The organism is Pseudogulbenkiania sp. FW507-F1, assembly GCF_058781125.1.
The window spans coordinates 1-16,942 of sequence record NZ_JBYSWM010000020.1 but is presented as its reverse complement, the minus strand read 5'-3'; the positions used below and the strand labels follow the sequence as shown (position 1 = coordinate 16,942).

Here is a 16,942-nt window from a genome sequence, read left to right as displayed (position 1 = left end):
CCGTCCGACTCAGCCGTGTACGCCTGTGCGCGCCTGGTTGATCATGCGCGACAACAGCGGCACGGTCGCGGCAGCCGTGAGCCCGACCGGGCCTTGCTCGGCGCGGGTATAGGCATCGCCCGCCAGTCCGTGCAGGTGCACCCCCAGCGCGGCGGCGTCGAACGCGGCCAGTCCCTGCGCCAGCAAGGCGGCCACCAGCCCGCTCAGCACGTCGCCCTGGCCGGCCACCGCCAGCGCCGGGCCGCCGCTGGTGTTGAGCCGGTAATAGCCGTCGGGGCGCACGATCAGGCTGCCGGCCCCCTTGAGCACCACGACGCTGTCGAGGCGCTGCGCTAGCGTTCGTGCGGCAGCGAGCCGGTCGGCCTGCACCTCGGCCGTGCTGCACGCCAGCAGGCGCGCGGCCTCGGCCGGATGGGGGGTGAGGACGGTCTCCCCCTGGCGCCGGCTCAGCACCTGTTGCAGCGCACTGTCGCCGGCCAGCAGGTTTAGTGCATCGGCATCCAGCAGCAGCGGGACGTCGGTGTCGAGTAGCCTGGCCAGCCACTGGCGGGCGCAGCTGCCTTGCCCCAGCCCGGGGCCGATGGCGACGGTGTCGGCACGGGGCAGCGTGGTGCTCGGCTCGAGCGCCTGGATCATCAGCTCGGGAGCCGCCGGATCGACGGCCAAGCGGTCATCCAGTGTCGCCAGATGCACCTTGCCGGCGCCGCCCGCGTAGGCGGAGCGTCCGGCGAGCAGGGGGGCGCCGAGCATGCCGCGCGCGCCGCCGATCACCAGCACGCAGCCGAAGCGTCCCTTGTGGCTGTCGTTGGCGCGTGCCGGCAGCAGGGCCAGCGGGCGGCTCAACTCGCCCTCTGCAGCGGGGCAGAGTTCGCTGGGGTAGTCCAGCGGCGCCAGCTCGACCTGCCCTGCCAGGTCGGCGCCAGCCGCCATGTAGAGCCCCGGTTTGTAACTGAGGAACGTCAGTGTGTGGCTGGCACGGATGGCAACGTTGGCGACGGTGCCGCGGTACGGGTCGAGGCCAGAAGGGGTGTCCAGTGCCAGGACTGGAATGGCCAATGCGTTGAGCTGGCGGATGGTATCCAGCCACGGTGCGGCGAAGTCGCGCGCGAGGCCGATGCCGAACAGCCCGTCGATGATCAGGTCTGGCGGCGGGGCGTCTTCGGCCAACGTGGAGCGCGGCTGCAGGCCGGCCGCCAGCAGCGCCTGCAAGGCGGCTTGGGTGGCGGGGGAGGTCGGTATGGCGGGCAGCAGCAGCTCGACGTGGTAGCCGCGCTGGTGCAGCAGCAGCGCGGCCTGCAGCGCGTCGCCACCGTTGTTGCCCGGACCGGCGGCGACCAGCACGCGCGCACCCGGGGGCAGGTGCCCCCCTACCCAGTCGGCGGTGGCGCGGGCGGCCTGCGCCATCAGGTCGAGACCGTGGTGGGCCGCATCCTGTTCCAGCTGACGCAGCGCGGCCAGACTCAGTATCGCGTCAGTTCGCATCGGCCGGCTCCCCGCCTTGTTCTCCCCAGCGCGGCAGCAGCGTGTGCGCGACCCCGAGTTGATCCAGTATCCGCGCCACGATGAAATCGACCATGTCATCCACGCTTTGCGGGTGGGTGTAGAAGCCGGGAGCCGGGGGCAGGATCACCGTGCCGAGCCGGGCCAGTTTCAGCATGTTTTCCAGGTGGATGACCGACAGCGGCGTTTCGCGCGGCACCAGGATCAGACGGCGGCCTTCCTTGATGGTGACGTCGGCGGCGCGCTCGATCAGGTTGTCCGACATGCCGTGGGCGATGGCGGCGAGCGTGCCCATCGAGCAGGGGCACACCACCATGGCATCGGCCGGGTTGGAGCCCGACGCCACCGGGGCGAACCACTCCTCGCGGCCGAAGGCCTCGAGCTGGCTGGGGGCGGCGCCGCTGCGTTCGGCGAGCCAGTCGCGCAGCTCGGCCGGGCGCGACGGCAGGCTGAGCTGCATCTCCTGGCGCGCCACGACCTGGGCGGCCTGCGACGACAGCACCCAGACCCGCTTGCCGGCCTGGATCAGGCAGTCGATCAGGCGCAGGCCGTAGGGCAGGCCGGAGGCGCCGGTCAGGGCGACGGTGACGGTGTGGACGGGGCGCATGGGGATCCTTCCAGAAGCTTGCCGGCGATGATGCCGTTGACCAGCCCGCTGAGCAGGGCGGCCAGGGCGAACGCCGGGACGAAATACAGGATGTTGTCGGACGGGATCAGCCAGGCGCGCGCCAGCAGCAGCTGACCGCCGATATGGCAGAACGCCGCCACCAGGCTGGCGCTGACCGGGCCGAACCAGCGCTTCGGCCAGGCCCTTGTCAGACCGAGCCCGGCCAGGCTGGCGACGCCGCCGGCGAGGCCGAGAAAGAAACCGGGGGTGAGCAGGCTGCCCAGCAGCAGGCCGGCACCGAGGATGCGCAGCAGGCTGACCCACACCGCGGCGCGCCAGCCCAGCGTCTCCAGCGCCAGCAGCGTGACGATGTTGGCCAGCCCAGGCTTGACGCCGGGCAGCGGCGATGGGATGCCGGCATCCACCACGGCCAGCACGATGGCCAGCGCGGCGAGCCGCGCAATGCGGTGGTCGTGCGGCTGGGCGTAGAGCCAGCGGGTGTCAGAAGTTGAGGCTGTCATAAGGCTGATCGGGCCCGGTCAGTTCGATGCTGGTGGCGTTGGGCAGGCAGATCGCGACCTGTCCCGCTCGCGACAGCCAGCCCTGATGCACGCAGTACTGGCGCGGGCTGGGATCCTGCTTGATGCGCGCCTTGCCGCCCGCTATCTCGACCACGGTCACCCCCAGTGGGCCCTGCACCGGCACCAGCCGGTTGTGCAGCAGGCTCAGGCTGGCGACCCGTTGCCCGCCAGCGCGTATCGTTACGCTGCGCGCCTGTCCCTGCCCCCACAGCTGCCAGGCGAGCCAGCCGGTCAGCACTGCTCCGCCCAGCAGGACCAGCCAGTCTCCGGGCCGGACCAGGCGGCTCATGCGTCCCGGGAGAGCTGGCGGTGGCGCAGCAGGACCTGCTCGCTGGAAAAGCTCCTGGCGAGCGCTTCGGCGATGAAGACCGAGCGGTGCTGGCCGCCGGTGCAGCCGATCGCCACCGTCAGGTAACTGCGGTTGTCCTGGCGAAACGCCGGCAGCCACTTGGCGACGAACTGGCGGATGTCGCCGAGCAGCTCGTCCACCATCGGATATTGGGCGAAGTAGGCCGCGATCGGCGCGTCCTGCCCGGTGAGCGGGCGCAAGGTGTTGTCGTAGTAGGGGTTGGGCAGGCAGCGCACGTCGAACACGAAGTCGGCGTCGAGCGGCACGCCGTGCTTGAAACCGAACGACTCGAAGATAATGGTCAGACGGTTGTCGTCGGCCTCGACCAGGTCGTTGACCCAACTGCGCAAGGTATTGGCCGACAGCTCGCTGGTGTCGAGACGCGCCCCCAGTTCGCGGATGCTCTCGAGCAGTTCCTGCTCCTTGCGGATGCACTCTTCCACCGTCAGGCCGGAGCCGGACAGCGGGTGGCGGCGGCGGGTTTCGGAGAAGCGCTTGACCAGGGTGTCGGTCTTGGATTCGAGAAACAAGAGGCGCACGTCGATGCCGCGTTCGCGCAGTTTCTGCATTTCCACCGGCAAGGCCCCGAGCGAGGGGCTTGAGCGGGTATCGACGCTGATGGCGATGCGCTCGTAGCCGTAGGTGGCGTAGATCGCGACCGCCTCGCGCAACATGGTGGCCGGGAGGTTGTCGACACAGTAGTAGCCGGCGTCTTCCAGGGCACGCAACGCCACCGATTTACCCGAGCCGGACAGGCCGCTAATCAGTATCAGGCGCATGCTCTTGTTCCCTGAGGAAGTTGGTATGCCGTTCGATGAACTCGCGGGTGCTGTCGATACCGCGTAATTGAAGAATATAGTTTCGCACGGCGGCTTCAACCAGTACCGCCAGGTTGCGGCCGGCGGCGACCGGCAGCACCACCTTGCGCACCATGACGCCGATGATGTCCTGCGTCTCCGACTGGATGTTGAGGCGGTCGAGCGCCTGCATCGCCTGGTCGTTGGCCTTGACCAGGTGGATGATCAGCTTGAGCACCTTCTTCGGCCGCACCGCGGTTTCGCCGAAGATGGTGCGGATGTTCAGGATGCCCAGGCCGCGTACTTCGAGGAAGTCGCGCAACAGCGGCGGGCAGCGCCCTTCCAGGGTTTCCGGCCCGATGCGGTAGAGTTCCACGGCGTCGTCGGCCACCAGGCCGTGACCGCGCGAAATCAGTTCCAGCGCCAGTTCGCTCTTGCCCATGGCCGAATCGCCCATGATCAGCACGCCGATTTCCAGCACGTCGAGGAACACTCCGTGCAGCACGGTCGAGACCGCCAGCGCGCGCGCCAGATAGATGCGCAGCACATCCATCAGGTAGGGGCTCTCCAGCGGCGTGGTCATCAGCGGCACGTTGTGGGTGTGGCAGTAGTCGCGCAGCAGCTTGGGCACCGGCTGGCCGTTGGCCACCATCACCACCGACATGCTTTTGTGGAACAGCTGGTCGAGCGCGGTCTTGGCGGCCGACTGTTCCAGGCGGTCGAGGTACTCGACTTCGGCCAGGCCCAGCACCTGCACCCGGTTGGGGTGGATGAAGTTGAGGTGGCCCACCAGCGCCAGCAGCGGACGCTGCTCGTCGTTGCCGATCAGGTTGTCGGCTCCGCCGGTCCCGGCAACCCAGCTCAGGTTCAGTTTGTGCTGGTTGTCGTGGTAGAGCTTGCGAACGCTTATGCTAGGCATTGGGAGACCATTCGGTCAGCAGGGTGTAGAGCTCGTCGGCATTCTGGGCGGCGAGCAGTTTTTCGCGCAGCGGCCGGCTGGAGAAAAGTTGGGCCAGTTCCGACAGCACCTGCAGGTGCAGGTCGGTGGCCTGTTCCGGCACCAGCAGCACGAACAGGATCTGTACCGGCTTGCCGTCCGGGGCGTCGAAGGGAATCGCCGATTTGAGGCGGATCAGTACGCCGGCCGCCTCTTTCAGACCACGGGCGCGGCCGTGCGGAATGGCCACACCTTGCCCGAGCCCGGTGGAACCGAGCTTCTCGCGGGCGAACAGGCACTCGAACACTTCACTGCGCGCGATGCCGCGGGTGTTCTCGATCAGGAGGCCTACCTGCTCGAAGACGCGCTTCTTGCTGGCCACGTCGAGGTCGAGCAGGACGTTGTCCCGAGTTAGGATTTTGCCGATCAGGCTCATAGGGGTCTGTTGAGAGCTGCCAAAAACCCGACGATTCTAGTTGCTTTGGTGTGACAGAGAAAGGACTGTGCAAAGCAAAGCGGGAACCTGATGGTTCCCGCTTTATCAATCAAGGGCTTAGAGTGTGGCTTCTGGTGCCGGGGCCGGTGTCGGAATGGCCCGGTGTTCGCTCAGCTTTTCCTTGTGCTTGAGAACCTGTCGATCCAGCTTGTCCATCAGGAGGTCGATGGCGGCGTACATGTCCGACTCGGTGGCTTCGACGTGGATGTCTTTGCCGGAGAGATGGACGTTGACCTCGGCCTTCTGGACCAGCTTGTCCACGGACAGGGTCACCGCCACGTCGATCACGTGGTCGACATGACGGGTAATGCGTTCGAGCTTGCTTTCGATGTAATCACGCAGCGGTTGGGTAACGTCGAGGTGGAGACCGGTTACTTTGAGGTTCATACCTTACTCCTTCTTGTGTTGGCTGCCCGGCGGATGCTGCCGGGCATGCTGATGATTCAATCCAAGGTCAGAGGACCTTGCGCAGATTGACCGGTGGAATCTGCATGGCTTCACGATACTTCGCTACGGTGCGTCTTGCAACCTGTATGCCCTGTTTCGCGAGCTCGTCGGCCAGGGCGCTGTCGGAGAGGGGTTTGGCGCGGTTTTCGGCGTCGATCATCTGGCGGATGTGCGCCTTGATGGCGGTGGCCGAGCACTCGCCGCCGCTGTCCGTTTCCAGTGCGCTGCCGAAGAAATACTTCAGCTCGAACAAGCCGCGCGGGCACAGCAGGTATTTCTGCGTCGTCACACGGGAGACCGTGGATTCGTGCAGTTCCAGCTCATCCGCAATGTCGCGCAGGATGAGTGGACGCATGGCTACTTCACCGTGTTCAAAGAACGCTTGCTGTCTTTCGACTATAGATTCCGCCACTTTCAGGATAGTGTCAAATCGTTGCTGAATATTCTTCACCAGCCATTTTGCCTCCTGTAGACGCGAGCTCATTTCACCGCCGCCGCCGCGGTTTTCGCTGAGCATCTGGGCGTACATCTGGTTGACGCGCAGGCGCGGCACGGCGGCGTTGTTGAGCTCGGCGCGCCAGCGCCCCTTGACGCGGCGCACGGCGATATCCGGGATGATGTAGCGGGTGTCGTCGACGCCGAAACCGGAGGCCGGGCGCGGGTTGAGGCGGGCGATCAGGGCCTGGGCCTGCTTCAGTTCGGCGTCGCTGACGTCGAAGAGACGCTTGAGCCGGGTGTAGTCGCGATTGCCGAGCAGGGTCAGGTGCTCGCGGACGATGGCATGCGCCAGGGCCTTGCCCAGGGTGCTGTCGGGCAACTGGGCCAGCTGCAGCGCCAGCGATTCGGACAGCGAGCGGGCGCCGACCCCCTGCGGTTCGAACTGCTGCAGCAGTTTCAAACCGAACGCCAGTTCGTCTTCCTCGATGCCCAGTTCCAGCGGCAGCGAGGCGGCCAGTTCCTGCAGGTCGATCGTGAGGTAGCCGTCTTCGTCCAGTTCCTCGATCAAGAGCTGCACGATGGCGCAGTCGCGCTCGGGCAGGGCGATTTCGCCCAGCTGCGCCAGCAGGTGTTCGCGCAGCGTGACCGGGCGCGGCACGTTAGCCATCGGGTCGTAATCGTCGCCGTCTTCACCGCGCCGGCTGCCGCTGCCCCAGTCGGTGAGTTCGCCGCTGCTGTTGTCCTCGCGTTCCGGTTCCTGGCGTTCGGGCTCGGCCTCGCCGCCAGCGGTCTCGGCCGGGGCGCTGTCGGCGACGGGCTCGTCGCCCCGTTCCAGCAGCGGGTTGTCCTGCAGGAAGCGCTCGACTTCGGTTTGCAGGTCGACGGTGGACAGTTGCAGCAGCCGGATCGACTGCTGCAGTTGCGGGGTCAGCGTGAGCTGCTGCGAGACCTTGAGCTGTAGCGACTGCTTCATGGCGGTTACAGGTGGAAATGTTCGCCCAGGTAGACCTGGCGAACTTTTTCATTGTCGACGAGGGCCTGCGGTTTGCCGGAGGCCAGCACGGCGCCGTCGCTGATGATGTAGGCGCGGTCGCAGATGCGCAGCGTTTCGCGCACGTTGTGGTCGGTGATCAGTACGCCGATGCCGCGCTCCTTGAGGAAGGAGATGATCTTCTGGATGTCGATCACGGCGATCGGGTCGACCCCGGCGAAAGGTTCGTCGAGCAGGATGAAGCGCGGGCGGGTGGCCAGCACGCGGGCGATCTCGACGCGGCGGCGCTCGCCGCCGGACAGGGCCAGCGCGTTGCTTTCCCGGAGGTGGGCGATGTTGAGGTCGTCCAGCAGCAGCGTCAGTTCCTGTTCCAGCTCCTCGCCCTTGAGGCCGGCGATCTCGAGGATGGCGCGGACGTTTTCGTCCACGGTCATCTTGCGGAAGATCGATGCTTCCTGCGGCAGGTAGCCCAGCCCGAGGCGGGCGCGCTGATGCATCGGGAAGTGGGTGATGTCCTGCTGGTCGAGCTGGATGCGGCCGTCGTCGGCGCTGACCAGGCCGACGATCATGTAGAAGCTGGTGGTCTTGCCGGCGCCGTTGGGCCCCAGGAGGCCGATCACCTCGCCGCTTTCAATGTTGAGCGAGACGTCCTTGACCACGGTGCGCTTCTTGAAGCGCTTCTTCAGCCCGGTGACGTTCAGTACGCTGGCGTTCATGGCTGCTGTCCGGTGGTTTGCGGTTGCAGGATGACGGTGATGCGGCCCTTGTTGGGACCGGTGGCGGCGCCGCCCTTGACCTGGTAGGTCTGGCTCTGGGTGTTGTAGGTGATGACGTCGCCGATCACCAGGTCTTCGCCGCGCTTGACGCGGGCGTTGCCGGTGAGCACGGCGGTGTTGGTGATGCCGGTGTAGTCGAGGCGGCTGGCCTGGCCTTCGATGTATTCGTCCTTGCCGTCCATTTTCTGGCGGAAGGTGACCACCTTGCCGGTGGCCTGCACCGTCTGGTTGCCCTTGTCGTCGCGGGTGACGACGACGCGGTCGGCGTTGACGCGCAGCGTGCCCTGCGTCACCACGACGTTGCCTTCCCACACGGTGTGGCCTTTGAGCTGGTCGAGGGTGCCGCTGTTGGCGTTGATTTCGATTGGTTTGCTCTGGTCGGCTTTTTCCGCCAGAGCGGCCGTGGCGCTGCACAGTCCGGCCAGCACGGCCAGCGTCAGGGTGAATTTATTTCGCATAGACGACCCTTGCATTCGAGAGCAGTTTCAGCAGGCCGGCGCGCTGGTCGTAGGTGAAGCCGACCGAACGGGCTACCGACGTGCCGTAATGGATGGTGACCGGGGCCGCGGAGCGGGCCAGACGCTTGTCGAGGTCGACGTACATCACCGAGGTGTCGACGCGGGTTTCCGGGCGCTGCGCGTCGGCCGGCTTGAACAGCGTCACCTGGCGGTCGAAGAAGGCCTGGCGGGTCTTGTTGTTGTAACGACCGGTCTGGCCGCGCACGTCGTACTGCAGCACGCCGGCGGCGAAGACCTGCAGCGTGGGGGCGTCGAAGAACAGGTCGTCTTTGCCCGGGTACTGCCACATGCGCTGGGCGCTGAGCTGGTCTTGTACCTTGCCGGTGGTGTCGTAGCGCAGGGCGGTGAAGTGCTCGGCGACGAATTCGGGCTTGTTCGGGTCGAGCGCGCGCGTCTCCGGCGTCCAGCGCGAGATCTGGTCGAGCCAGAACGTCAAGAGGCCGGTCAGGGCCAGGAGGACGATGGGAAATAGCCGCTGGGCGCGCAGGATCATGCCAGGTACCTGTTCATCACCTCATCGAAGCTGCCCTGGGCCTGCATGATGAGCTCGGAGAGTTCGCGCACAGCGCCCTGGCCGCCGCCGAAGCCGGTGACGTAGTGGGCGTTCTGGCGCACCAGGCTGGGGGCGTCGGGCACCGCCACAGCGAGACCAACGCGGCGCATCACCGGCAGGTCGACCACATCGTCGCCGATGTAGGCGCAGGCGTCGGCGTCGACGCCGGCCTGGGTGAGCAGGGTCTGAAACGCGCCGACCTTGTTCTCGACGCCCTGGAAGTAGTAGTCGATGCCCAGCCCGCGCGCGCGGTGCTCGACGCAGCGCGCGGCGCGGCCGGTGATGATGGCGAGCTTGACACCGGTGCTCTGCAGCATCTTCAGGCCGTGGCCGTCGAGGGTGTTGAAGGCCTTGATTTCTTCGCCGTCCGGGGTGAAGAAGATGCGGCCGTCGGTGAGGACGCCGTCGACGTCCATGATCAGGAGTTGCACCTTGCGGGCGAGTTCGTGAATCGTTTGCATGCGTGTCCTTATACGATCCGGGCCTGGAGCAGGTCGTGCATGTTGAGCGCACCGACCAGGTGGCCGGCGTCGTCGACGACCAGCAGGCCGTTGACCTTGTGGGTTTCCATCAGCTTGACCGCTTCCGAGGCCAGCCGTTCGGCGCTGATGGTGCGCGGCTGGCGGAACATCACGTCGTCGATGGCGAGGCCGGAGAGGTCGAGGGTCTTGTCCAGGGTGCGGCGCAGGTCGCCGTCGGTGAAGATGCCGACCAGGTTGGCCGAAGCGTCGACTACCGCGGTCATGCCGAGCCCCTTGCGGGTCATTTCCAGCAGGGCGTCCTTGAGCGTGGTGCCGCTTTGCACCACCGGCAGGGTGTCGCCGGCGTGCATCAGGTCGCGCACGTGCACCAGCAGACGCCGTCCCAGGCTGCCGCCGGGGTGCGACAGCGCGAAGTCTTCTTCACGGAACGAGCGCGCCTCCAGCAGCGTGACCGCCAGCGCATCGCCCAGCGCAAGGGCCGCGGTGGTGCTGGAGGTGGGCGCCAGGCCGAGCGGGCAGGCCTCCATCTCGACCGCGGCGTCGAGGTGGATGTCGGCTTCGCGCGCCAGCGTGGAGTCGGGGCGGCCGGTCATGGCGATCAGGGTGATGTCCTTGCGCTTGAGCGCGGGCAGGAGCGCGATGACCTCGTCGCTCTCGCCGGAGTTGGACAGCGCCAGCAGCACGTCGCCGTCGGTGATCATGCCGAGGTCGCCGTGGGCGGCCTCGGCGGGGTGCACGAAGAACGCCGGGGTGCCGGTGCTGGCCAGGGTGGCGGCAATCTTGCGGCCGATGTGACCGGACTTGCCGATGCCGGTGACGACCAGGCGGCCGGCGCAGGCGAGGATGGCGTCGATGGCCGCGAGGAAGGCGCCGTCGAGCCGGGCGCGGAGCGCGAGGATGGCGTCGGCCTCGATCTCGAGTACCCGTTGCGCCTGTTCCAGGCGCTCATGCTGTACTGTCTTGTTCATAAGGTGAAAGTATATCAAGGTTATAATCCGAATAGTCGCGGCCTGGTGCATCTTTTGCTTGGGCGCGTTTGGCCAACCCCTTCACCGCCCCGGAAAGTCCATCCTCGATGCATTCGCTTGCGCCCATTGTCCTCGTGTTGTTGAGCGCCGTCCTCGCCGTCACCCTGTGCCGAACCCTCAAGGTGCCGCCGATGTTGGGCTATCTGGTGGTGGGCTTCCTGGCGGGGCCGGGGGTGATGCAGCTGATTCCGGACGGCGAGGAGACGGCCTTCCTGGGTGAGATCGGCATCGTGTTCATGATGTTCTCGATCGGGCTGGAATTTTCCCTGCCCAAGCTCAGGGCGATGCGCCAGCTGGTGTTCGGCGTGGGCCTGGCGCAGGTGCTGGCGACCCTGCTGCTGATCGCCGGCGTGATCGGCGCGCTGTTCGATTCCGTGCTGGCGGGCTTTGCCGTGGGCGGGGCGCTGGCGATGTCGTCCACCGCGATCGTCAGCAAGTTGCTGACCGAGCGCCTGGAGCTCAACCAGCCGCACGGCCAGCTGGCGATCGGCGTGCTGCTGTTCCAGGACCTGGCGGTGGTGCCGCTGCTGATCCTGCTGCCGGCCTTTGCCGGCGGCAGCGCCACGCTGGGCATGGATCTCGGCCTGGCGGCGCTGAAGGTGGTGGCGGTGATGGCGCTGCTGTTGTCCTTCGGCCAACGTCTGATGCGGCCGTGGTTCCACCTGGTGGCGCGGCAGCGTTCGGGCGAGCTGTTCATGATCAACGTGCTGTTGGTGACGCTGGGGGTGGCCTACCTCACCGAGCTGTCCGGGCTGAGCCTGGCGTTGGGGGCCTTCGTCGCCGGCATGCTGATCTCGGAGACCGAATACCGCTACCAGGTGGAAGAGGACATCAAGCCGTTCCGCGACATCCTGTTGGGCTTCTTCTTCATCACTGTCGGCATGCGCGTGCAGTTGCCGGTGCTGTACACCCATGCCGGCGAAGTGCTGCTGCTGGTGGCGCTGTTGGTACCGGTCAAGCTCGGCATCGTGTTCGGGCTGGCGCGTGCCTTCGGCCACAAGGCCAACGACGCCATGCGCGGCGCGCTGGCGCTGGCGCAGGGCGGCGAATTCGGCTTTGTGCTGCTGGCGCTGTCGGGCAAGCTCGGGCTGATCGGGGCGCAGACCGAGCAGGCCGCCATCGCCGCCATCCTGCTGTCGATGCTGGTGGCGCCGTTCCTGATTCTGCACGGCGACAAGATCACCCGTCGCCTGATCAAGCAGGACTGGATGATGCAGGCGCTGAACCTGCACCAGATGCTGGTGGAGAGCATGTCGAAGAGCGACCACGTGCTGATCTGCGGCTACGGCCGCAGCGGGCAGGTTCTGGCCCGTCTGCTGGAAACCGAATCGATTCCGTTCTTCGCGCTCGACCTCGACCCGGACCGGGTGCGCGAGGCGGGCGAGGCGGGCGACCCGGTGGTGTTCGGCGACGCCGGCAAGAAGGAGGTGCTGATCGCCGCCGGCCTGATGCGCGCCAAGGCGGTGGTGGTGACCTTCGCCGATACCCACGCCGCGTTGCGCATCCTCAACATGGTGCAGTCCTTGCGCAGCGACCTGCCGGTGATCGTGCGCACCGTCGACGACAGCGACATGGACGTGCTGCGCCGCGCTGGCGCCGACGAGGTGGTGGCCGAGGTGATGGAGGGCAGCCTGATGCTGGCGACCCAGGCATTGATGGTGACCGGGGTGCCGCTGAGCCGCGTGCTGCGCCGCATCCGCGCGGTGCGCGAGGAGCGCTACAGCCTGTTCAAGGGCTTCTTCCGCGGTGCCAGCGACGACGCCGAGGGGCTGGACGAGGCGCAGTTGCCGCGCCTCTTGAGCATCCAGGTGTGCGCCGGGGCGGCGGCCATCGGCCATTCGCTGGGCGAGATCAGGCTGGACGATCTGGGGGTGGAGCTGAAGGCGGTGCGCCGTCACCACATCCGCCGCAGCGAGGTCGAGCCGGAGTTCGAGGTGATGCAGGACGACGTGCTGGTGGTGCTGGGCACGCCGGAGCAGCTGGCGCTGGCGGAGACGCGCGTGCTGCAGGGCTGAGCGCTGGCGGATAAAGCGACGGCACCGCCTCGGCCAGGTCCTGTGCCGTGCCGCGTGCCATGGGGGCGGCTGCGCCTGGTCGAATCAGTCCGGCTGGAACCGGCCGGGCGGCGCTCGCGACGACGGCGTTGACGCGCGCCGAGGCTGCCGGCCTCGGCTTCGGCCAACCTTTGCGGCGAATGGAAGGCGGGGTACGGGGGCAAAAAAGGCCGCAACGGTTTATCCGGTGCGGCCTTCGTCTTGCTGCCGTTACGGCAGGATGGTGGTGATCTGCTTCTTCAACTGCTGCTTCAGCGCGTCCTGCTTCTCGCTCTCGGTCTTCTTGCCCTTGACCATGGCGTTGAAGTCGAGCGCGTACACCGGCGAGTTGATCGGCCCGGTGATCTTGAGCGGCACGTTGACGCCCTTGAGCCGGCTGAACTCGTGCGGGTTGGCCTGCACGTCGAGGGTGTAGTCGATGATGCTCTGGATCAGGTCGAGCTTGCCGCCGCCGCTGACGTTGACCAGCTGCGATGCCAGCTTCAGGTCCTGGTTGCGCGCCACGCCCTGTTCCAGCTGCAGGCTGGCCGACAGCGTGGAGAAGGTGGTCTTCTGGTTGGGGTTGGCCGCCCCGTTCCACTGCTTGAGCTCCGAGGGCAGGTTCTTCAGCGCCGCCACCAGGTCGATGCCGCTCAGTGCCCCCTTGTTGAGACTCATCGCCACCGTACCGCTCATGGTGTTGCGCAGCTCGGCGAACGAGGTGCCCTGCGCCCGGACGTCGACCTCGCCGCTGCCGACGCCGTCCAGCCGGCTGAAGTTGAACAGGTCGAGCAACAGCGGACGGATGTGCATGGCGTTGAGCTTCTGCTTCAGTTCCAGCTTCGGCTTCTGTTCGCGCTGCAGCCGCACGCTGCCTTCCAGGCGCCCCTGGTAGATGCTGGCGCTCAGCTGGTCCAGCGCCAGCTGCTGCGGCGTGGCCAGCACGCTGGCGGTGACGTCGTTGACGCGGAAGCGGCCGAAGGCCAGTTCGCCGATGGTGACCTTGCCGCTCAGGTCGACGTAGTCGAGCCAGTCGAGCGGGATCGGCCGGGTGTCCTGGAACAGCGCCACCGCGGCGTTGTCCTTGCTCTCCGGCAGGTAGCGGTTGAGGTCGAGCTTGCCGATGGTGACGGTGGCCTCGTGGCGCGGCTTGAGGAAGCCGTACTGGCTCACCGTGATCGCCATGTCCGAGCCGTCCAGCGTGCCGGCCACGCGCAGATTGAGCTGGTCGTCGTCGAGGGTGCCGTCGAGCGCGCCGTCCATCTTGGCGACCAGCTGGCCGCGCGGCAGCAGCGGGGTGACCACCTGCGCCATCAGCGACAAGGGCTGCATGCGGATCTGGTTCATGCCCAGCAGGGTGAACGGGGCGTTCAGCTTGAGGTTGATGCGCTGGCGGCCGACGCTCCAGCTGAAGTCGCCCGCCATGTGGTCGGCGTTGAGACCGGCCTCGTCGAGCTTGACGTTGTCGAAGCGGGCCACGGCTTCGTAGTGGGTCTGGCCGTAGGTCAGCTGGCCGTCGAGGGTGGCCAGCGGCGTGGTGATTTCCTTGAAGCTGGCGCTGAACGCCGGCACGCGCAGGGTGAAGCCGCTCTTGGGGTTGTCGCTGCTCAGGGTCAGCGCCAGCTGTTCGCCGGTGGCCTGCAGGGCGGCGAAGTTGAGGCGCAGCAGGCCGTTGGCGTTGAGCTTGCTTTCGCCCAGCCCTTCCACTTCGGACATCACCACCGCCTGCAGCTGGCTCAGCGTGACCTGGTCGTCCTGGATCGTCAGCGGCGTCTCCAGCGCCAGCCGCAGCGGACGCCTGCCGCCGCTGAGCAGGGCGCCGACGCTGAGGTGGGCGTCGCCGCGCAGGCCGTCGGCATCCAGGCTGAGCGTGTTCAGGGTCTGGTGGCGCTGGGTCGATTCGTCGAGATAATCGAGTTCGCTCTCGCGCAGGCGCAGCGTGTCGAGCTTGACGCGGAAGCGGCCGGTATCGCGGCGCTGGAACAGGTCGGCGATGGACAGGCTGCTGTCGGGGTGGCGCACCACCTGTACCTTGAGGCCGTCGACGCGCAGCTTGCTTACCTCGAATTCGCCAAACAACAGCGGCAGCCAGGCCAGGCGCGCTTCCAGATGGTCGACGGTGATGGCGGGGGTGGCGTTGCCGGGTTGGCTGATGTCGATGCGGTCGATGTCGAGGCCAGGGAAGGGCAGCACGTGCGGCTTGATCGCGCCGCGGACGGTGACGTTGCGGTGTTGTTCCTGCAGCACGCGGCCCAGCGTTTCGCGCACGGCGTGTTCGTCGAACTTCCAGAGGATCAGCGATTGCACCACGACCAGCAAGGTCAGCAGCGCGAGGAGACTATAGACGGTAATGCGAAGCCAAAGCCGGCCGGAGTTCCATTTCATGCGTTCTGCTCGGTGGGGGCCTGGGCGTCATCGAGTGACTGGGCGGCAAAGGACGTGTCGTGGAGCGGGTGAAGGGAATCGAACCCTCGTCGTAAGCTTGGGAAGCTTCTGCTCTACCATTGAGCTACACCCGCGCACTTGCTTTGAGCGTGCGAATGTAGCCGGTTTTGCCGGGCTTGGCAAGCTGAATCAGGACGCAGGGGAGTGCGGATTCCCGTTCAAACGGTCAGCCCTCGTGGCATGGACATGGGCAGGTTGCGCGCCGGCACCGGTGCCAACAGCTCCATCTGTTGTCGATCGAGTATGTGTATGTGCTTTCCCGATACCGATATCACGCCGGTATCCGAAAGCTCTCGCAGCACCCGGGAGAAGGTTTCCGGCGTCAAGCTGAGCCGTGAGGCGATCAAGTTCTTGTTGGTCAGCAGTTCCACGGTGTCGGCATCATTCTGCCGGCTGCTCTGTCTTATCAGAAATTGGACCATCCTCTGCTTGGCCGAGAAGAGGCTGTAACTCTCGATATCGGCCATCAGGGTGTAGAACTGCCTTCCCATGCAGGTCATGATCTCACGCGCAAAGGAAAAATTTTCCTGTGCAATTTGCATAATCGGTTCTGGCCGGGTCAGCAGCAGCATGGCGTCATCGGTTGTCAGCGCGTTGGTCAGGAAAGGCTTGTTCAACAGCATTTCACCAATGCCGAAACACTTGTTGCTATCCAGGAGCGCGACGACCTTTTCCCCTCCGTTCAGAAACAGGCAGGTCAGGGATACTTGGCCATAGACAATCCAGTACACGCCGTGGGAAACATCTCCGCGCTGAACGACCGTCGTGTCTTTCTTGAGCCTGATGCATTTTGTGGCGGCAGCCACCCGCTCGAGCTGTGCGTTATCCAAGGCTTGATAAAGCGAGGCGTGGGTCAGGATGCCCTTCAAGTTGTGCTCAGAATATGACATGCAATCACCCCCCCCTTGCCGATGCAATATTTCCCATTTGCAACTCTGACACCGACTCGCCGGTAGGCTGTTGATCACGATCAAATCGGGTGGATTTCTGGCAACAGACAGAATGATCAAGGTCTTTCTGTGTGGAAAGGGCTACTCCGGCAGCGCCGGCGCGTACGGCCGTTTCTCGCGCGCCAGGGCGACAAAATGCGCCAAGGCCACCGAGTGCTGGTCGTGCCGGTAGGCAATGCCGATCGGCGCGGCGGGAACGGGGGCCGTGATCGGCACGTAGCGGACGCCTTCGGTGCGGATCTGGCTCACGGAACGGGGCACGAGCGATATGCCGAAACCGGCGTCGATCATGGGGACGATCGAGGCAATCTGCGGCGCCTCCTGCCCGAGCCGGGGGCTGAAGCCGGCCTGGTGAAACGCCGAGATCAGGTTGTCGTAGAGCCCCGGGCTGATCGCGCGCGGAAACAGGATGAAGGTTTCCTCCGCCAGCGCGGACAGCGGCAGCGCTGCCTGCCGACTCAAGCGGTGCGCCGCGGGCAGCGCCACCAGCATGTCCTCTTCCACCAGCAACTGGGTGTTCAGGCCGTCTGCGCCGCCGATCGGCGGGCGCACGAAGGCGACATCGATCTCGCCGGTTCGCAGTCCTTCCACCAGCAGCGCCGTGTTGCTTTGCTCCGGCAACAGCTGCACCCCGGGGTAGCGGGCGCGGTAATCGCGGATCAGCGCCGTCACCTCCGGCTGGAAATAGGTGGCGCCGGCAAAGCCGATGCGGATGCGGCCGGCTTCTCCCCGCGAGAAGCGCTGGACGCTGCTTTTGGCGCGCTCGACCTGCTCCAGGATGGCGCGGGCATCGTTCAGGAACGACGCCCCGGCTTCGGTCAGTTCCACCTTGCGCGTGAGGCGCCGGAACAAGGGCGTACCGAGTTCCTGTTCGAGCTGGCGGATCTGTTGGCTCAGCGGGGGTTGCTGGATGCCAAGGCGTTCGGCGGCGCGGGTGAAATTCTGTTCCTCGGCGATGGCGATGAAATAGCGCAGATGACGGAGTTCCATGAGGGGCGGGGTCCTGAGCTGGGC

Annotated in this window: 18 protein-coding genes and 1 tRNA gene; 1 reads left to right on the top strand and 18 read right to left on the bottom strand. The window is 66.1% G+C overall.

Translation table 11 applies throughout. The annotated features are described in order from the left end of the window. Window positions 1-9: 9 nt before the first annotated feature. The 14 genes from AC3WG5_RS13495 to AC3WG5_RS13430 form a co-directional block, all read right to left on the bottom strand. Entirely contained in the window at window positions 10-1,482 is a 1,473-nt protein-coding gene (locus AC3WG5_RS13495) for an NAD(P)H-hydrate dehydratase (protein ID WP_492569048.1), read from the bottom strand. Then, window positions 1,472-2,107, bottom strand: a complete 636-nt coding sequence (locus AC3WG5_RS13490; protein WP_492569047.1) for a flavin prenyltransferase UbiX — start codon at window positions 2,105-2,107, stop codon at window positions 1,472-1,474. Before AC3WG5_RS13490 ends, AC3WG5_RS13495 begins: the two co-directional genes overlap by 11 nt. Then, window positions 2,074-2,628, bottom strand: a complete 555-nt coding sequence (locus AC3WG5_RS13485) for a Gx transporter family protein (protein WP_294867177.1) — start codon at window positions 2,626-2,628, stop codon at window positions 2,074-2,076. The genes AC3WG5_RS13490 and AC3WG5_RS13485 overlap by 34 nt, the downstream gene beginning before the upstream one ends. After that, window positions 2,609-2,977, bottom strand: a complete 369-nt coding sequence (locus AC3WG5_RS13480; RefSeq protein WP_492569046.1) for a NusG domain II-containing protein — start codon at window positions 2,975-2,977, stop codon at window positions 2,609-2,611. Before AC3WG5_RS13480 ends, AC3WG5_RS13485 begins: the two co-directional genes overlap by 20 nt. After that, window positions 2,974-3,816 carry an RNase adapter RapZ gene (gene rapZ, locus AC3WG5_RS13475; protein ID WP_492569045.1) on the bottom strand — a complete coding sequence of 281 codons (843 nt, stop codon included), beginning with the start codon at window positions 3,814-3,816 and terminating at the stop codon, window positions 2,974-2,976. Before rapZ ends, AC3WG5_RS13480 begins: the two co-directional genes overlap by 4 nt. Beyond that, complete coding sequence (gene hprK / locus AC3WG5_RS13470) at window positions 3,797-4,753, bottom strand: HPr(Ser) kinase/phosphatase (protein ID WP_008954909.1); 957 nt, start codon at window positions 4,751-4,753, stop codon at window positions 3,797-3,799. Before hprK ends, rapZ begins: the two co-directional genes overlap by 20 nt. Then, window positions 4,746-5,207: a PTS IIA-like nitrogen regulatory protein PtsN gene (gene ptsN, locus AC3WG5_RS13465; protein WP_008954910.1), complete on the bottom strand. Its 462-nt coding sequence runs from the start codon at window positions 5,205-5,207 to the stop codon at window positions 4,746-4,748. The genes hprK and ptsN overlap by 8 nt, the downstream gene beginning before the upstream one ends. A gap of 117 nt (window positions 5,208-5,324) precedes the next feature. Beyond that, window positions 5,325-5,654 (bottom strand): ribosome hibernation-promoting factor, HPF/YfiA family, encoded by a 330-nt coding sequence (hpf, locus tag AC3WG5_RS13460; RefSeq protein WP_008954911.1) that lies wholly within the window; start codon window positions 5,652-5,654, stop codon window positions 5,325-5,327. A gap of 67 nt (window positions 5,655-5,721) precedes the next feature. After that, a complete protein-coding gene (locus tag AC3WG5_RS13455) occupies window positions 5,722-7,125 on the bottom strand; it encodes an RNA polymerase factor sigma-54 (RefSeq protein ID WP_492569044.1) in 1,404 nt (467 codons plus the stop codon). A gap of 5 nt (window positions 7,126-7,130) precedes the next feature. After that, on the bottom strand, window positions 7,131-7,859 hold the full coding sequence (gene lptB / locus AC3WG5_RS13450; protein ID WP_008954913.1) for an LPS export ABC transporter ATP-binding protein: 729 nt from the start codon (window positions 7,857-7,859) through the stop codon (window positions 7,131-7,133). Next, window positions 7,856-8,377 carry a lipopolysaccharide transport periplasmic protein LptA gene (gene lptA, locus AC3WG5_RS13445; RefSeq protein ID WP_008954914.1) on the bottom strand — a complete coding sequence of 174 codons (522 nt, stop codon included), beginning with the start codon at window positions 8,375-8,377 and terminating at the stop codon, window positions 7,856-7,858. The genes lptB and lptA overlap by 4 nt, the downstream gene beginning before the upstream one ends. Further along, complete coding sequence (gene lptC / locus AC3WG5_RS13440; protein ID WP_008954915.1) at window positions 8,367-8,930, bottom strand: LPS export ABC transporter periplasmic protein LptC; 564 nt, start codon at window positions 8,928-8,930, stop codon at window positions 8,367-8,369. Before lptC ends, lptA begins: the two co-directional genes overlap by 11 nt. Beyond that, window positions 8,927-9,451: a 3-deoxy-manno-octulosonate-8-phosphatase KdsC gene (gene kdsC, locus AC3WG5_RS13435; protein ID WP_492569043.1), complete on the bottom strand. Its 525-nt coding sequence runs from the start codon at window positions 9,449-9,451 to the stop codon at window positions 8,927-8,929. Before kdsC ends, lptC begins: the two co-directional genes overlap by 4 nt. 8 nt (window positions 9,452-9,459) lie before the next feature. Beyond that, window positions 9,460-10,440 (bottom strand): KpsF/GutQ family sugar-phosphate isomerase, encoded by a 981-nt coding sequence (locus AC3WG5_RS13430; protein ID WP_008954917.1) that lies wholly within the window; start codon window positions 10,438-10,440, stop codon window positions 9,460-9,462. 107 nt (window positions 10,441-10,547) lie between these two features. Here AC3WG5_RS13430 and AC3WG5_RS13425 point away from each other — a divergent pair, with 107 nt between their 5' ends. Next, a complete protein-coding gene (locus AC3WG5_RS13425; RefSeq protein ID WP_008954918.1) occupies window positions 10,548-12,515 on the top strand; it encodes a monovalent cation:proton antiporter family protein in 1,968 nt (655 codons plus the stop codon). A gap of 249 nt (window positions 12,516-12,764) precedes the next feature. Here AC3WG5_RS13425 and AC3WG5_RS13420 read toward each other — a convergent pair whose 3' ends face one another. The 4 genes from AC3WG5_RS13420 to AC3WG5_RS13405 form a co-directional block, all read right to left on the bottom strand. Next, the gene (locus tag AC3WG5_RS13420; protein WP_492569042.1) at window positions 12,765-14,918 is read right to left on the bottom strand and encodes an AsmA family protein; all 2,154 of its coding nucleotides are present in this window, start codon (window positions 14,916-14,918) and stop codon (window positions 12,765-12,767) included. A 60-nt stretch (window positions 14,919-14,978) separates the two neighbouring features. Next, window positions 14,979-15,052 (bottom strand) — tRNA-Gly (locus tag AC3WG5_RS13415). 84 nt (window positions 15,053-15,136) lie between these two features. Beyond that, the gene (locus AC3WG5_RS13410) at window positions 15,137-15,847 is read right to left on the bottom strand and encodes a Crp/Fnr family transcriptional regulator (RefSeq protein WP_236261597.1); all 711 of its coding nucleotides are present in this window, start codon (window positions 15,845-15,847) and stop codon (window positions 15,137-15,139) included. 162 nt (window positions 15,848-16,009) lie between these two features. Then, the coding region (locus AC3WG5_RS13405) for a LysR family transcriptional regulator (RefSeq protein ID WP_492569041.1) at window positions 16,010-16,942 on the bottom strand (933 nt) is incomplete at its 5' end.

Excerpts from the sequence above, each read along its gene's own strand:
- lptB (WP_008954913.1), bottom strand. The coding sequence starts at position 7,859 with ATGAACGCCAGCGTACTGAACGTCACCGGGCTGAAGAAGCGCTTCAAG.
- hpf (WP_008954911.1), bottom strand. The coding sequence starts at position 5,654 with ATGAACCTCAAAGTAACCGGTCTCCACCTCGACGTTACCCAACCGCTG.
- AC3WG5_RS13455 (WP_492569044.1), bottom strand. The coding sequence starts at position 7,125 with ATGAAGCAGTCGCTACAGCTCAAGGTCTCGCAGCAGCTCACGCTGACC.
- AC3WG5_RS13485 (WP_294867177.1), bottom strand. The coding sequence starts at position 2,628 with ATGACAGCCTCAACTTCTGACACCCGCTGGCTCTACGCCCAGCCGCAC.
- ptsN (WP_008954910.1), bottom strand. The coding sequence starts at position 5,207 with ATGAGCCTGATCGGCAAAATCCTAACTCGGGACAACGTCCTGCTCGAC.
- lptC (WP_008954915.1), bottom strand. The coding sequence starts at position 8,930 with ATGATCCTGCGCGCCCAGCGGCTATTTCCCATCGTCCTCCTGGCCCTG.
- kdsC (WP_492569043.1), bottom strand. The coding sequence starts at position 9,451 with ATGCAAACGATTCACGAACTCGCCCGCAAGGTGCAACTCCTGATCATG.
- AC3WG5_RS13430 (WP_008954917.1), bottom strand. The coding sequence starts at position 10,440 with ATGAACAAGACAGTACAGCATGAGCGCCTGGAACAGGCGCAACGGGTA.
- AC3WG5_RS13425 (WP_008954918.1), top strand. The coding sequence starts at position 10,548 with ATGCATTCGCTTGCGCCCATTGTCCTCGTGTTGTTGAGCGCCGTCCTC.
- lptA (WP_008954914.1), bottom strand. The coding sequence starts at position 8,377 with ATGCGAAATAAATTCACCCTGACGCTGGCCGTGCTGGCCGGACTGTGC.
- hprK (WP_008954909.1), bottom strand. The coding sequence starts at position 4,753 with ATGCCTAGCATAAGCGTTCGCAAGCTCTACCACGACAACCAGCACAAA.
- AC3WG5_RS13490 (WP_492569047.1), bottom strand. The coding sequence starts at position 2,107 with ATGCGCCCCGTCCACACCGTCACCGTCGCCCTGACCGGCGCCTCCGGC.
- AC3WG5_RS13420 (WP_492569042.1), bottom strand. The coding sequence starts at position 14,918 with ATGAAATGGAACTCCGGCCGGCTTTGGCTTCGCATTACCGTCTATAGT.
- AC3WG5_RS13495 (WP_492569048.1), bottom strand. The coding sequence starts at position 1,482 with ATGCGAACTGACGCGATACTGAGTCTGGCCGCGCTGCGTCAGCTGGAA.
- rapZ (WP_492569045.1), bottom strand. The coding sequence starts at position 3,816 with ATGCGCCTGATACTGATTAGCGGCCTGTCCGGCTCGGGTAAATCGGTG.
- AC3WG5_RS13480 (WP_492569046.1), bottom strand. The coding sequence starts at position 2,977 with ATGAGCCGCCTGGTCCGGCCCGGAGACTGGCTGGTCCTGCTGGGCGGA.